15 protein-coding genes and 1 pseudogene are annotated in these 15519 nt (G+C 34.5%); 5 read left to right on the top strand and 11 right to left on the bottom strand.

Translation table 11 applies throughout. From position 1 onward, the window contains the following. Positions 1–65 precede the first annotated feature (65 nt). On the top strand, positions 66–722 hold the full coding sequence (locus tag DMB91_RS05890) for a class I SAM-dependent methyltransferase (protein ID WP_052043157.1): 657 nt from the start codon (positions 66–68) through the stop codon (positions 720–722). Between the two features lie 337 nt (positions 723–1059). Here DMB91_RS05890 and DMB91_RS05895 read toward each other — a convergent pair whose 3' ends face one another. Both DMB91_RS05895 and argB read right to left on the bottom strand, forming a co-directional pair. Continuing rightward, the gene (locus DMB91_RS05895; RefSeq protein WP_034903510.1) at positions 1060–2247 is read right to left on the bottom strand and encodes an aspartate aminotransferase family protein; all 1188 of its coding nucleotides are present in this window, start codon (positions 2245–2247) and stop codon (positions 1060–1062) included. Beyond that, complete coding sequence (gene argB / locus DMB91_RS05900) at positions 2244–3092, bottom strand: acetylglutamate kinase (protein WP_034903756.1); 849 nt, start codon at positions 3090–3092, stop codon at positions 2244–2246. The genes DMB91_RS05895 and argB overlap by 4 nt, the downstream gene beginning before the upstream one ends. A 284-nt stretch (positions 3093–3376) precedes the next feature. Here argB and DMB91_RS05905 point away from each other — a divergent pair, with 284 nt between their 5' ends. Genes DMB91_RS05905 through DMB91_RS05920 form a run of 4 tightly spaced genes read left to right on the top strand, consistent with a single transcriptional unit; the run spans position 3377 to position 6953 of the window. Continuing rightward, positions 3377–4732, top strand: a complete 1356-nt coding sequence (locus DMB91_RS05905) for a hypothetical protein (protein ID WP_034903226.1) — start codon at positions 3377–3379, stop codon at positions 4730–4732. 10 nt (positions 4733–4742) lie between these two features. Then, a complete protein-coding gene (locus tag DMB91_RS05910) occupies positions 4743–5126 on the top strand; it encodes a DUF1425 domain-containing protein (protein WP_034903223.1) in 384 nt (127 codons plus the stop codon). Positions 5127–5146: 20 nt separating this feature from the next. Continuing rightward, entirely contained in the window at positions 5147–5773 is a 627-nt protein-coding gene (gene lpoB / locus DMB91_RS05915; RefSeq protein WP_034903221.1) for a penicillin-binding protein activator LpoB, read from the top strand. 10 nt (positions 5774–5783) lie between these two features. After that, entirely contained in the window at positions 5784–6953 is a 1170-nt protein-coding gene (locus DMB91_RS05920; protein WP_034903218.1) for a CsgG/HfaB family protein, read from the top strand. Between the two features lie 46 nt (positions 6954–6999). Here the strand turns inward: DMB91_RS05920 and DMB91_RS05925 are convergent, their stop codons facing one another. From DMB91_RS05925 to DMB91_RS05965, 9 genes and pseudogenes are all read right to left on the bottom strand, one after another. Then, positions 7000–7623 carry a DedA family protein gene (locus tag DMB91_RS05925; protein WP_034903215.1) on the bottom strand — a complete coding sequence of 208 codons (624 nt, stop codon included), beginning with the start codon at positions 7621–7623 and terminating at the stop codon, positions 7000–7002. A gap of 65 nt (positions 7624–7688) precedes the next feature. Next, complete coding sequence (locus DMB91_RS05930; protein ID WP_034903212.1) at positions 7689–7925, bottom strand: hypothetical protein; 237 nt, start codon at positions 7923–7925, stop codon at positions 7689–7691. Between the two features lie 13 nt (positions 7926–7938). Further along, entirely contained in the window at positions 7939–9324 is a 1386-nt protein-coding gene (locus DMB91_RS05935; RefSeq protein WP_034903209.1) for a DUF3373 family protein, read from the bottom strand. Positions 9325–9768: 444 nt separating this feature from the next. Next, positions 9769–10236: pseudogene (locus DMB91_RS05940) on the bottom strand (peptidylprolyl isomerase); the annotation flags it as partial. 14 nt (positions 10237–10250) lie between these two features. Next, positions 10251–10958 carry a YebC/PmpR family DNA-binding transcriptional regulator gene (locus tag DMB91_RS05945; RefSeq protein ID WP_034903206.1) on the bottom strand — a complete coding sequence of 236 codons (708 nt, stop codon included), beginning with the start codon at positions 10956–10958 and terminating at the stop codon, positions 10251–10253. A gap of 139 nt (positions 10959–11097) precedes the next feature. Continuing rightward, on the bottom strand, positions 11098–13947 hold the full coding sequence (locus DMB91_RS05950) for a DEAD/DEAH box helicase family protein (protein WP_034903203.1): 2850 nt from the start codon (positions 13945–13947) through the stop codon (positions 11098–11100). Next, complete coding sequence (locus DMB91_RS05955) at positions 13948–14283, bottom strand: hypothetical protein (RefSeq protein ID WP_034903199.1); 336 nt, start codon at positions 14281–14283, stop codon at positions 13948–13950. It abuts the gene before it with no gap. Beyond that, entirely contained in the window at positions 14280–15008 is a 729-nt protein-coding gene (locus tag DMB91_RS05960) for an SMODS domain-containing nucleotidyltransferase (protein ID WP_034903197.1), read from the bottom strand. Before DMB91_RS05960 ends, DMB91_RS05955 begins: the two co-directional genes overlap by 4 nt. Beyond that, on the bottom strand, positions 15005–15517 hold the full coding sequence (locus DMB91_RS05965) for an SLATT domain-containing protein (RefSeq protein ID WP_034903194.1): 513 nt from the start codon (positions 15515–15517) through the stop codon (positions 15005–15007). Before DMB91_RS05965 ends, DMB91_RS05960 begins: the two co-directional genes overlap by 4 nt. Between the last annotated feature and the right edge of the window lie 2 nt (positions 15518–15519).

The following is a 15519-nucleotide window of genomic DNA, read 5'->3' on the forward strand; positions in this document are numbered from 1 at the left end:
TTGACACAAAACTAGAGCCACAAGAATGGGGAGAAATTTATAATACAAGCCTAAAAGAACAAGTCTTGCAACAAATCATAAAAAATGAACTTAGCTCACAAACACAAGAAATTCTAAAGCTTGCAAAAAGCACTGATAAGGTTTTAGAAATTGGCATAGGTTCTGGGCAAACAAGTCTTTGCTTGGCAAGATTGGGTTGTGAAACTTACGCACTTGATAATGAGCAAAAATGCTTAGATTTAGCTTTAGAAGTTGCAAAAGAACTCAAGATAAATCTTAATGCCATGCATCATGACGCACTCAAACCCTTACCCTTTAAGGAAAAAGAATTTGACATCATTTTTCATGCAGGCTTAATGGAGCATTTTCCTAAAGAAGAACGCATAAATATGCTGAAGCTTTGGAGACCGTATTGCAAAAAAATGATATCTATTATCCCCAATGGCAATTCTCTTGCCTATCGCATAGGCAAAGCCTTAATGCAACAAAATGGAACTTGGGCTTATGGCTTAGAGCTTTCTATATATACACAAATAGATGAACTCATAGAAGCTGGATACAAATTTGAACAAGAATATACTATAGGTGCACAAGAAGCCTTAAGCTTCTTACCAAAAAAACATTTTATGAGAAAAGCTTTAAAAAAATGGCTAGAAACAAACATTTGCGGTGATGATTGCAGGCAAGGAAATTTACTTGTAAGTATAGGCACAAACGAATAAAATTTGAAAATACTACAAAAAGCTTGCGAAAGGGTTTTATAGCTTTAAGAGCTACTTTAAAAGCCCTTTTTTACGCAGTAATTAAATTGTCGCCAATCAAGTTCATCATAAAACTTGAAAAAATCTTGATTTGATACTTTCTTTAAGCCCTTTTTACTCGAATGCAAAGCTCATCGCAAGATTATAACAATGTATTTATGCTTTTATCAGCTTTTTGCGAGCAAGAAAGCAAATCAAGTATTTTTAAGCTTAAAAATTAATACCCTTACCCGCTTGCTAAGAGTAAATTCAGCCTTATAGCATTCTTCGTTTTTCTCGTCGCTGAAGTAAATTTAACTCACACAAAAGCTTTTAAACTTTGTTCTAGTTTTTCTCTCATCTCATCTATTTGCTCTTTTTTGATGATGAGGGGTGGTAAGAAACGCAAGTCATTTTTGCCACAGCTAATGAGTATGAGCTTGTTTTGCCTTGCTTTGCTAAGCACATCAGCTACTTTTACCTTAGGGCTTAAACTTAATCCTTGCATAAAGCCTAAACCACTTCTTTTTTGCACAAAATTATATTTTTGCACGAGTTCTTCTAGGGTTTTTTCAAGATATGGGCTAAGTTTTTTGACATTTTCTAGGATTTTTTCTTCTTTAAACGCTTTAAATACAGCATTAACAGCTGCACACGCTAAAGGATTGCCTCCGTAAGTGCTACCATGATCGCCATACTCAAGCGAGTGTTGAGCCACCTTTTCACTCACCACAAAAGCCCCCACGCTAAGCCCACAACCAAGAGCTTTTGCACTTGTCATCACATCAGGTAAAATGCCAAAATGTTCGTATGCAAAAAACTTCCCACTTCGCCCCATACCACATTGAATTTCATCAGCAATAAGCAAAATATCTTTCTCATCACAAAGCTTTCTTAAAGCCTCATAAAAAGGCTTTTGTGCTGGATTAATGCCCCCTTCTCCTTGCACGCTTTCAAGCACGATAGCACAAGTTTTTTCATTTAGTTTTGCTCGCACGCTTTCAAAGTTATTAAACTCAGCAAATTTTATCCCGCGGACAAGTGGTTTAAAGGGCTTTTGGTATTTTTCATTTGCTGTTAGGCTTAAAGCTCCTAGTGTGCGTCCGTGAAAAGAGTGTTTCATCGCTATAAATTCAGCGTTTTTAATGCCTTTATTATAGGCATATTTGCGAGCGACTTTCATCGCTCCTTCTATGGCTTCTGTGCCTGAATTTGTAAAAAAAACGCGGCTTAAACCGCTTGCTTTGGCTAGATTTAAAGCAGCTTGAGCGATATTTTCGTTATAAAAAAGATTGCTTGTGTGTATGAGCTTATCAAGCTGTGTTTTCAAAGCTTCATTAAAGCCCTTGTGTGCATAACCTAAGGCACAAACCCCTATACCAGCAGCAAAATCAAGAAATTCTTGCCCCTTATCATCATAAAGATACACACTCTTACCTCTTTCAAGCACGAGATCAAAGCGTTTGTAAATTTGAACTATGTGGCTTTGTTCTTTGTATGCGTTCATAAATCCCCTCCTATCAATGTCCCTAAACCATCATTTGTAAAAATTTCAAGCAAAAGGCTGTGTTTAACGCGTCCGTCTAAGATATGCACTCTTTTTACGCCGTTTTCAAGAGCATCAACGCAGGAATTTAACTTTACAAGCATACCGCCTTGTGTGTGTTTGATAAGCTCTTTTGCTTCTTTGATTCCTATCCTTGAGATGAGCGAGTTTTTATCCTCGTAGTTTTTGTAAAGCCCCTCAACATCGCTTAAAAATACAAGTTTTTCAGCCCTTAAAGCCTTTGAAACCTCGCACGCTACATCATCAGCGTTGATATTAAAACTTTCATAGTTTTCATTCATACCAATAGGGGCGATGATAGGCAAAAAGTCCTTTTCAAGTAAATCTTTAAGCACGCTTTGACGCACACTTTTAATGTGTCCTACAAAACCTAAGCTTTCATCTTGCTTTTCGCAGTGTAAAAGTCCGCCATCTTTTCCGCAAATTCCAAGTGCTTTCACGCCTTGACATTCAAGGTTTTGCACTAAGGTTTTATTGATCTTAAAAAGCACCATTTCAGCCACTTCTACAGCTTCTTTTGAACTGATTCTTAGTCCATTTTTAAATTCGCTTTTAACACCTAGTTTTCCGCACATTGAAGTGATTTCTTTACCGCCTCCATGCACGATGACAGGCTTTAAACCGACAAGCTTTAAAAGGGCTATGTCTTGCATAACGCTGATTTTAAGGGCTTCATTTTCCATAGCTGATCCACCGTATTTAATTACTATGATTTTAGAATTAAACTTGCGGATATATGGTAAAGCTTCAATAAGCGTATTTGCTTTTTCAAGATAAGTTTTCATCGCTTTTTCTCGCTTTTTATACAAAAATTTTCTTAAAATTATAATATCTTTTTGCTTTATTTTTAATGTGTTTTTATATAAATTTATAAGTTCTTAAATCAAAAAAAATTATCATCACTCAAAAAGCTAATTTAGGGCTTTTGCTCTTTGTTTTATAAGGAGTTAAAACGAGTTTTTAAATTTATATTTTGCAAAAAAATACAAGCTTTAAAAGCTCATTTTTTCATAAAATAAAGATTTTTATGTTATAATGTTGCTTTTTATACGGATTATAAGGATATGCTTTGCGTTTGATACTTTTGGTTTTGCCAGCTCTTTTACTTTTCAGTGCTTGTGCAAATCACGTAGCAGATAATCAATTTTACGAAAAAGCTTTAAGCAATCATTTTTGTTCTGAAAGCTTCTTTAAAACAGAACAAAAACGAATGGATAGTAACAAAGATATCATTTACACAGGCTTAAATGCAGGAGCTATCGCAAGGAATTGTGGAGATTTTAATATCAGTAATGATTTCTTAGATAAAGCTGAAGAAGCTTATAAATACGATGTAGATTTAGAAGGACTTGGATCAAAAGGTGCAAAGCTTGTTGGATCAGCCCTTGTTAATGAAGCTGTGTTTGACTATCAAGGCACGCTTTATGAAAGGATAATGGTTAATATCTATAAGGGCTTAAATTTTATGAGTTTAAACGACTTTGAAAACGCAAGAGTTGAATTTAACAGGGCTTTAATGCGTCAAGGTAAGGCAAAAGAGTATTTTGCAAACCAAATCGCAGCTAATAGAGCCGAATTTGAAGAAGCCAAAAGCACGCAAAACTTTGATGAAAATATGAAACAAAACTATGAAAATGTGCTTTCACAATACGATCACTTACTCAAAGATTTTGATACAAGCAAAAACTTTATCAACCCCTATGCTACCTACACCGCAGCCTTATTTTTCTTTTTAGACAAGGATTATACAAGGGCAGTTGATTTGCTTAAAGAAGTTGCAGTGATCAACTCAAGAAGTGCCGAGTTTAAAAAAGAATTTAAAGTATTTAACCAATACGCTTCCTCAACAAATCCGCAAAGACTTCAAAAATACATTTTCGTTGTGTATGAAAGCGGCTTTGGAGCTGGACTTGATGAGCTTAGCTTTACTCTACCTTTTATCTTTGATGATCAACTCATCACAAGCTCTTTTGCACTACCAATCTTGAAAAAAAGGGAAAATTCCTTTAGCTATATACTCGCAAATGGGATTAAAACTTCACAATTTGTCAGCTTTGATGATGTGATTGCCACTGAATTTAAAACAGAACTTGCAACTAAGATCACTAAAGCGATCAGCTCAACCATACTTAAAACCACGCTCAATATTGCAGTAGCTAAAAACGATCCAACAGGAGGTTTGCTTAGTATGGCAAGTAGCATAGTTACAGCCTCAACAAGTAGAGCTGATGTGCGTTTTTGGAATGCTTTACCTAAATTTGCAAGCGTAGCAATGATCGAAAATAATGGCGAACTTATCATAAAAAGCGATGATGGCAGGATTCTTTACACAAACAATGAAATTAACAAAGATAAAAACGCTATGCTTGTAATACGATCATATTTAAGATACCTACCAAATACATTTTATCTAATCCAACCTTAAAGGGGAAAAAATGAGGAAAATTTTACTTATCTTAAGCCTTGCAAGTCTTACTTTTGTCTTTCTTGCTTGCTCAAGTAAAGAACCAAGTGCTTTAGAAAAAAGAGTGCAAAAGCACATTAGCTTTCAAGGCGTAAAAAAGCAAATCGTAAAAGAATTTAACTATAAAACCAATAGCAATGGCTTGCTTGAATTTGAACTTGTGCTTCTTAGTGAAGATGAGCTTAAACTCAGCTATCAAATTTCGTGGAAAGATGAAGACGGCTTTACACTTAAGACTTACCAAGATGGTGTGTTTAAAGATATTACACTTAAAGAAAATCAAGAGTTTTTGATCCAAAGGGTAGCAAGCAATAAAGACGCAAGCGATTTTAGAATCATTTTAAGCGAAAAATAACTTTCAAAAAAGGAGAAATAATGAAAAAAATTCAAACACTGGCTCTAAGCGTTATGTTTGGTGCGTTACTCACAGCGTGTGGCACTAAGCCTATTTATACTGATGGTAAAAGCGGACAAATTAAACAAGGTGATGCACTCACTTTAGGACTTGACAGAGAAGATTTTGAAAATGCTGCTGATGTGATGATACAAAGTATGCTTAAAGATCCAGCTTTTGCAAACATCGCTCCGGGACAAAGAAAGGTTATCGCTATAGGACGTATAGTTAATGACACACCTCAACGAATTGACACAGATAAGCTCATCTCAAAGATCACTATCGCTCTTCGTAAATCAGGTAAATTTGTGCTTACTACAGCTGTAGCAGCTGGTGGAGCAAGAGATAGTATGAGCCATGATGTAAGAGAGTTAAGAGATAATGATGAGTTCAATCAAGGCACTATCGCTAAAAAAGGCACACTTGTTGCGCCGGATTTTTCACTAGCTGGCAAGATCAGACAAGATACTGTTAAACTAAGAAATGGCGATATTCAGGCTGAATACTTCTTCTTGCTTAGCGTAACTGATCTTAACAGCGGCTTAGCGTATTGGGAAGATGAACAAACTATCTCAAAGGCAGGCGATAAAAAGTCTGTAACTTGGTAAGGCTTTTGTGATGAAAAGGTTTTTTTTATTAGTTTTATGTGCCTTTGGCTTTGTTTTAGCACAGCCAAACGAGCAAGTAGTAGAGTCAAACTCTACTACGACAAATTTTAGTCCAGATACTGCTACTTCAATCACAAGCAAAGAAGGCACTTTTATCAAAGTTTCAAGCGGGCAGGCAAGTGCACTAACACAAGAAGAAGCTGTGCGACTTGCTATCATTGATGCGGTAATGAAACTTAAGGGCTTTAATACAGCAAATTTCAAACAACAAATCCGCACACAAAGCTTTTCAAATTTCAATCTTTTTCAGCCTCAAGTCTTTACAAGTTCAACTTTTAAAGCCACAAAAGGTTATATAGATAGCTATGAGCTTACTAAAGTAGCTTTAGAGCCAAATGGAAGGTATTTTGTAAGCGTTAATGTCTTTAAGACGCTTTTCTCACGCAATGAAAAGCCAAATTTGGTGATTTTTAATGCTTCAAGATTTAAGGCTTTGGGCGAAAACTTAGGACAAAAACTTGTTAATGATTTCACAAAAAGCAAGAAATTTAATGTCTTAGATAGAAAAAATGAAGCCTATTATAAGGCTGAAAAAGCCGTGATTGAAAGCGAAGACGGCTCAAGTGAAGATATTTTTAAGCTTGGCAATGTCATGGGAAGTGATTATATGCTGATTTTTAACTTAAGAGATATCAGTGCAAGCTCAAGCAAAAGCTCAAAGCTCACCACCCAGTCAAACACGCTTAAAGGCGATGTGGCGGTGGATTATCGTTTGATCTTATTTGCCACAAAAGAGATCAAGCTTGCAAACACCATCACTTTGCAACTTAGCCTTAAAGATGAAAGCGTCAAAACAAATGAAGAAGCTTTGACAAAGATAGCAAATGCTCTTTCAAAAGACATTTTAAATGAACTTTATCCAGCTTATATCACGCTTGCAAACGAAGGTGAAGTAAGCTTTGAAGAAGAGCTTGAGTTAAATGCAGTGTATGAGTGTATAAATAAAAGCCAAGGCACAAGCTCAAAGGTGCAAATCACAAGCGTTAATAAGAACAGCTCAAAAGGCAAAGTTTTACAAGGCATAGCAGGCTTTAATGATACTTGCACGCTTTCAAGCGAGCAAGGCAGGGAAGCTACTTATAAACTTGGCACAAATGGCGGTGTGAATTTAGGCTTTTAGCTTCACAAACAAAAATAGACGAAGAGACTATCCTAGCTCCTCTAGTCTATTTTTGATCTTCTTTTGTCCGCTTCTGCTTTGGCTTTTTTCGTATATAGATATAAAACACGCTCGCAATGGCAATGAAGATAAAGATAATGATAAAAATTTGGTGCAAATATTCAGCGATAAGCTCTTCATTTTGTCCTAAAAAATACCCAAGCAAGACTAAAATACTTACCCACAAAAAGCTTCCCAAGCCCGTAAAAAAGATAAATCTTTTTAGGTTCATTTTCGCTAAGCCAGCTGGCATAGAGATATATTGACGAATGCCCGGTATTAAGCGACACACAAAGGTTGAAAACTCGCCATGTTTATTAAAAAATACCTCAAATTTGGCAAATTTAGCTTCATTAAGCCCGATATATTTACCCCATTTAAGCACAAAGGCTCGCCCAAAGAAAAAACAAAGATAATAATTAATCAAAGCCCCTAAAATAGAGCCTAAAACTCCACATACTATACATACATATATGTTAAACTCGCCCTTGTGAGCCAAATACCCAGCCGGGATCATTACAAGCTCGCTAGGAAAAGGGATGAAACAACTTTCTAAAGTCATTAAAAGCACTATGCCAAGATAGCTAAGCTTGCTTGCAGTGTGAAGTATAAAGTCTATGAGTTCTTGCATGAGTTCATTTCAAAAAAAGAATTAAAAAGCAAAAGCCCAAAAATGGGCTTTTTAAAAGGCTAGGTTTATTTACCAGCAAATGAAGCTTGATTTGGATTATCAGCAGCTCCAGCTAAAAGGCATTCTCTAAGCGCATCAGCATCAGCTGGGTTATCGACTTTGTTTTTTACCCAACGCTCGATTTGTGCCATAGTTTTTGAAGCTGGATTTGGAGCTTGATACTGCTTTGCAAGTGCTACACAATCAGCTGCTAAACTTAAACTTGGTAAAGCAAAAAGTGCTATTAGTAAAACTTTTTTCATCTTTACTCCTTTTTTAGAATTTTACATTATATACAAGCATAATGTTATCTGCTGTGCTATCTTCACCCACGTTTTTACCCGGTGCTCCATTTATAGGCAAGCCTCTATTGCCCCAAAGATTGTTAATCCTTGTATAACTTAAGCGGAAGAATTGATTTTTATCCACTTGAGCGATTGCATACACATCAAAAGCATGTCCTCTTGTTTGTCTTATATTTAAAGGATCATTAAAGCTTGATCTTGAAAGGGTATACCAAAAACGGCTTCCGTAGAAGTATTCGCCACCAAGTTTAAAATATTGATTAAAATCATATCTTAAGCCCACATGTGCAGCATAAGCATTTTTTTCATTGAATAATCTCGTCCCAGGTGCAAGCTCTTTTGCATCGCTTCCTTTATAATACCCCAAAGAGCCAAAATAATTCAAACCTATATCCCAAAGATTATACGCCTCAAAGTGTAAATTTACAATATCAGAATTTCCTAAATTACGCACGCCCCCTAATGTCGCACCTAATGGTAAAGAAAAATTATTCAAACGCACATAAGAAAGCATTAAGAGGTTGTTACCTACGCCAAATTGCTCAAAAGGAAGTCTCATTTCAGCTGAAGCATACCACAAATCAGCGTCTGACTTTGAAGTTGCTCCTGACCAATCTCTAATAATTCCTTCCTCATCATACTGATATACCTTGCCATACGCTCCACGCACTGCAAAAGCAAAATCACTTAATAAAACTGGCTTAAAAGTAACCACCGCTGCATCGCCTAAAGTGTTGATAGCAAGAGCTGGGTAGGTTGATTGGCGAAGAGCATTGTTTCTAAGGTTGCTTCCTGGACCTTCAGTTCCGGGTTGGCGTCCTAAGGTGAAAACCACTTCTTCGGTAGCAAAAAGATCAATATAAGCACGACTTACATAGATACTTGATCCACTTGTGCGAGGGTTGCGTCCAGCGTCTATATCAAGCGGATTGCCCACATTTGTAACATCCATTTGCCCCCAATTTTTCGACATGGATAAACGACCATAAAATTTAGTGTAGTCGTTAATCGCAGCACTCATATTAAGGAACAATTCACTCGCCCATTTGTTGTGGGCTTTGTATTTTTTGTGAGCTTTGGAATTGAGACTTTCCTTAACATCGTAGGTTGTATCGCCTACACCCAATGAAAAATCAAGACCAAATTTGATCTTATCCAAACCTGTTTGAAATTCCGCTTCATCAACTCTTTCTTCAAGCTCACTCATCCTTGTTTCAAATCTTTGCATAGCTGTTGGCTGAGGAACTGGTGCGACCCTTTGAGGCGGAGTTTGTCTAGGAGCATTTTGCCTTGGAGCTGCATAAAGCGAAGAGCCAAGCAAGGCAAGAGCTAAAACTATGGAAAATTTTGATTTCATGTAAAAATCTCCTTAAAAATTTAAAATTATCGCCCGAAATTCTAGCAAAATAAAACTTAAAAGCTTATATTTTTCTAAAAAAATTCCACAAAAAGAAGTATTTTGTGGAATTTTGACTTTAAATTCTTAGTGTTTTAAATTAAAATAAAATAAAAATGGAAAATACAAAAAACTACAAACAAACTCTCATAAAAAGCCAAAGCCTTTTTATGAATAAACGATCAAAGGCTATAAATTAACTTATCTTCTTTTAGCTTTGCTTCTAAACTTAGGACGTTTGGTTTGGGCTGGAATTTTTTTAGCTTTTTGTGTTGAAATTTTATCTAAGTTTTGCTTGCTTTTTAAAGCTTTTTTAGGCTGGGTTGTTGTTTTGTCATCTTGAGCTTTAAAGCTTTGCGTGCTTCTAGCTTTCATAGTCGGGCTTTGGTGCTTTTTATCTTTAAAAATCTTTATATCTTCGATAATATCACCTTGTTTGATACTATCAAGCACTTTTAAACTCGCTTCATCATTGAAGTCAATCTGTCCAAACACGGTATGAACGCCGTCTAAATGAGGCTGTGGGCTATGTGTGATGAAAAACTGACTTCCGCCTGTATCACGTCCTGCATGAGCCATACTAAGCGTGCCACGAAGGTGTTTGTGGCTTTGGTTATCACACTCGCATTCTATCTCATAACCTGGACCGCCCATGCCATTACCATAAGGACAACCACCTTGAATAACAAAATTTGGGATCACTCTGTGGAATTTCAAACCCCTGTAAAAGCCCTCTTGAGCTAAATTCGCGAAATTGCACACCGCTTGAGGGGCTTCATCTGCAAAAAGCTTAAGCTTTATATCTCCTTTAGAAGTCGTAATTAAAGCGTTTTGATACTCATTTGCCTTGCTTGTATCTATGTTTTTAAGCATTGTTTGTCCTTTTTTTAATCTATATTTGTATAAACAGCTTGCACATCATCATCATCTTCGAGCTTGTCAAGCAGTTTTTCTATATCTAAAAGCTGATTTTCATCAAAACTTAAAGGCGAATTTGGCACATACTCAAGCCCAGCTTTTTTAAGCGTTAAGCCCTTATTTTCAAGAGTGGTGCTAAGCTCACCAAAGGCGGTATAATCGCCCATGATTAAAAGCTCTTCTTCACTTTGCTCTAAGCTTTCAAGTCCAAAGTCTATAAGTTCGAGTTCAAGTTCTTCTAAATCACCTTTAAAAGGCTCAAGATGAAACACTGCCTTTCTTGAAAACATAAAGCTTAAAGAGCCATTTTGTAGAAGTTCACCGCCATTTTTGCTAAAAATGGCTTTGACGTTTGCTACTGTGCGTGTAGGATTATCGCTCATGCACTCAACCATAATCAAAGCTCCGTGTGGGGCTTTGCCTTCATAATGGATATTTTTTATATCGACTCCATCTTTGCCACTGGCTCGCTTTATGGCTGCGTCGATATTGTCTTTTGGCATATTGCTAGCTTTTGCTGTGGCGATGGCTGAACGAAGCTTGGGATTCATCTCAGGATCAAGCCCACCTTCTTTAGCTGCTACTTGAATAGCCTTAGCAAGCTTAGGAAAAAGCTTACTCATCTTATCCCAACGAGCCTCTTTTGAAGCCCTTCTATACTCAAACGCACGTCCCATAGCTGTCCTTTTTTATAAAAAAATTTGACTTTTTAAAATGAAAGTATAGGATAAAAATGTAAATTTCAAAGCAAAGTTTCTAAGCTTAGATAAAAGCTACTTGGGATATACTACACTTTTTCAAGCAGGAGAGAAAATGTTAGGCATAAGAAAGGCTTGCAAAAATGTCCTTAATCTTTGTTTTAATATACTCATCATAGCCTTTTAGTTCTTGTTTTTCATTATAAAAGAACAGCTTGACATTGATATTTTGCGAATTTGCTTTTGCAAAAATATGCTTAAATCCCTCGATTTTATTTATTGCAATATTTTGTGCGTGTTTTAAACCCTTTGGGTCGATAAATAGTATCGTATTATTCTTAGTTTTTTTATGTCTTAACCAAAAAATAAAATCTGGATAAAATCTCTTTTCACTCTGTGCTTCTTCATCAAAATATGGGATATAAATTTCATCAATATTTTCTACAAGTTTGCTAAAACACCATTCATAAGCTTTTAAAATATTATCATCATACTTGATATATTCTTTTAACTCCTTTAAAAAGTCAATTTCACTTTTATTTTTAATGCTATATGAGATTTTATTGTCATTTTCTTTAGAAATTAAGGGGCTATAATAATGTTCTTTTAATTCAGCATCAATAGTATAGCCAATAAATTCAAGCTCTTGTTTTCCTTGTTTCATCGCTTCTTTTAGGCTTTTTCCAGCCCTAATTTCTGCTTCTATCTCCTTATCACTCTTTGCTCTTAAAACCTCTTTTATTTTTTGATTTAATTCCTCAATCATATTATAAGAAAGCGTGCTTGTAAAATTATGAAAATGTTTTATCTCATCATTTAATGGCTCAAATTTTTCTAGCACCTTATAGCTTCTTGTGAAAAAACTATCAAGTATTTTTAGCATTTTTTCATAGTCATTGTATTGTTTTCTGCCCTCTATCACAGCTATATTGCTTTTATTTTTGATTTTTTCTAAAGTCTTAAAGCCTAAGGCTTCACTTTTTAAATTAGTATTTAAAAGCAAAACATCTTCATCATAACTTTCTATAAAATCACAAAGCCCTTCATAATCATCACAAGAGATTTTATACTCTCTTTCTTGCATAGTTTCTGCCTTATATTTTGGCACATATAAGGGACTAAAGTTTTGATTTTTTCTAAAACCTTTTAGGGCTTTTTTTGAGCTAAATTGCTGCATTTTTTCTAGTATGTATTTAATCGCTTCTTTATCACTAGCCATAATAAAAAGAGTTTCAAGCCATTTATTATAAAAGCCTAGCTTTGCTTCTATATCAAAGTTTTTTAAAGTGCATTTTTCAAGTCTTTTACGCACATAAGCAAAAGGCTCGATTCTTACACCTCTACCAATGGTTTGTAAAACATATTTTTTTGCCTGCGTGCTACCTATATTGATAAAATTGATAATATTTACGCGGTTACTATCCCAGCCCTCGCTAAAAACTTTGCTACCCATCATTATATTTATAGGGGATTTTGTCTCATTAATACCTGCAAAATATCCCTGCTCTAAATCCTCGCCTATGTCAATTCCTAGCTTAATGATATATTCTTTTTGCCATTCTTTAATATTTCCTATATTCAAAAGTAAAAAGGGCTTGCTTGCGTTTTTGCTCTTAAAAACAAGTTCTTTATCATTGCCCTTTATCTTGCAAGCCTCAATGCCAGCATTTGCCTTTGCATAAAATACGCTTTGTCTTACCTCATCTAAACTTATATCTTTTAGCTTTTCTATAAGTGTATTAGCTAAATAATCTGTCCCAAAATATAAGCTTGTTTTTTCTAAATCCTTGCAGAGTTTTGCTAATAAGCCCTCAAAATCCTTAACCTCGCCTTTAACTATCTTTAATATAGCCTCAAAATACAGCTTTATACCAGCTATTTGCGTATTTACCTTATCTGAAACTGCTATGATTAAAGGATTGTGATAAAATAATTTTTTATTTTCACTCTTCTCAAAAGAAGTGTGAAACTGCGTAAAAAGCTCTTTTTTAGCCTTTAAAATAGCCGTAAAGATAATAAAACTTTGCATGATTTTTTCAAGCTGTTCTATTTCATTTTCCCCACTTGAAAAAGCCTTTAAGTCAGAATCTAGCACAGCGATATTTTTACCATAACCGTCAAGATTAAACCTTTCTAAATTATAATTAAAAGCACAAGTTTGCATATCAATTTCATCATCAAAAGTCGCAGAGAAATTAAAAATAAATCCACTTGGTTTAGCATCTTGCTTAAGTCCTTTTGCAAGCTCGTTTATATAACTTTTTCGCGTTGAAAAGCCACTATCGCCCCTATGTGCCTCATCAAGCAAAATATACCAGCCATTTTCGCGTAAATAATTTTTGTAATTTAGCCTTTTTGCTTTTTTATCTTTACCTACATTTGCTTCATTATCAAGCAAATCACTCCTTGCTATATACACCTTGTATGCACTTTCAAAAAGGCTTGGTGTGCTTTGTTTTTCATATTCTTTAAGTTCTAGAATCTGAATTGGCTTTTCTTGAAAATTATTATAAAGCAAGATAGTATTTTTAAATTGTTCTAAAATTTTATCATTTGGAGCAAGTAGCATTATGGGCTTAGATTCTAATTCTTTTTTATGCATAAGTCTAGCTAAAATAGCAATAAGCTTTATCATAACAATAGTTTTTCCACTCCCAGTAGCCATCCAAAAACTTGCACGATTGATATTATCAAGACTTAGCCTGCTATCATAACTTTGATAAAGTGCGAGCAAGCCTTTTATATCATAACTCGCTTTAGGAATAGGGCATTCTTTAAAAAGCATTAAAGCAATAATAGCATTTCTAAGTGCTTCACTTTGATAGCTTTCAAGCGTGATTTTATCGCTAAAACGAGTAAAATCAATACTTTCTAAAATATCCTTAAAGCTAGTTTTATCAATGCCTTGATTGATGATTTCATTGAGTATTAGCACATCGCCTTTTTCTATCTTTTGCTTTTTACTCATTTATTTTCCTTTGTGCGATTGCTTAATATAAGCTTGAAATTTATATTTTATTAAATTTTTATATTGCTTAGAATCTGTAGCAGTATGTAAGTAATCCTTACATACTAAAACCTCGCTTAGTTCCCCCTCTTTGAGAATATTTGTGATATGTTCGCTGATACTAGATTTTGAGGTGTCAAAACGAAGTTTCTTTAGATGTAATCCTGCAAAGGTAAAAAGTTTGGCAATAGAATCTTGTGTTAAAAATACACTCTCGCCAAGCTCATAGAGTTCAACTTTGACTTTTTTATCCTGTGTGGTGTAAAGGAGGAGGTTGGGTATAGATTCTAAACTCATTCAAATAAACCTTTGATACAATTTTTATTATTGCTATCTTGTGCTTTTCTTGCTAAGTCTTTTAATTTTTGAATTTTATTTTTCTTTTCTTGAGATAAATTATAATTAATAGGTAATAACTCGCAAAATCTATAAAAATACTTAGCTAAATTTCCATTAAAAGTCTTGCCAACTATCCATTTTTCTAATTCATAAGAATCATAAATGAGTTCTTGTTTTGCATTCCATATTTTAGCTACCCTTACTAATCGCCTTAGCGTTTGATTATTTATTAATGCCCCATTTAAATCATTTGGATTAGTTGTAATCCAATCTGAATTTTGTTTGCTTGGTATTTTATATTTATCACCACAAATAATAGCAGGAACTAAATCAAATTTAATATGATTAAGCTCTAAAACTACAGACGGAAAACTTTGATAAATTTGGGAGCGGAAATAGCTTGATTCTGCAAATTCTTTTAACCAATTTAAATAAGTTTGTGGCTTATAGCTGTTATCATTAAAAACAACCATTATATCAATATCAGAATTTTCATCAAACTTTCTTGATATAATTGTCCCTCTTTTGTAAGAACCAAAAAGAAAAACCTTATCTATTTCGCTAGTAAAATGCTGTTCTAATCTTTCTTTAATAGCATTTACTGAAACTTGAATTTTATTCTTTTCACTATCCCTAACAATTGCCCCTTGTGCCAAAACATTCAAATAGCTATTTACGCTCATTTTTGCTCCTTATCTACTTGGTATTGTGTATTTTTATCTACTTCAATTTGCCTCTTTGCACTTTTATATCCATATTTAGAAATGGGTAAAGAAGTGTTGTTAAGCTTATTCTTTTTAGAATCTAACTTTTTCAAAGATTCTATTTGTTGTTCTAAATTCATATTCTTAGATTCTACTTCTAAAAAGATACTTGCTTTATTTCTAAGAGACAGAAATTGATTTCCACTTCTATAATGAGAGAAATGTTTTTCTTGAGGGTTTAAAAATATAAGCAACATTGTAATAAATCCAGATGAAATAGCAATAAGCCCACTCCAAAATTTGTCTAAATCGTGATACACAAAAACTAAACTTGCACAAACAGAAACAATAGAGACGCTCATTAAAGCATAATTCCATTTTCTCCAATATTCTGCACTTTCAAAATGCCCTTTGGCTGAATAATTAGAATCCTCTTTAATTTTTTCAACTTCTTTTTTAATATTCTCTAAAATTTCATCTTCGCTCATTT

This window comes from Campylobacter sp. MIT 97-5078 (assembly GCF_006864455.1).
Classification (GTDB): domain Bacteria; phylum Campylobacterota; class Campylobacteria; order Campylobacterales; family Campylobacteraceae; genus Campylobacter_D.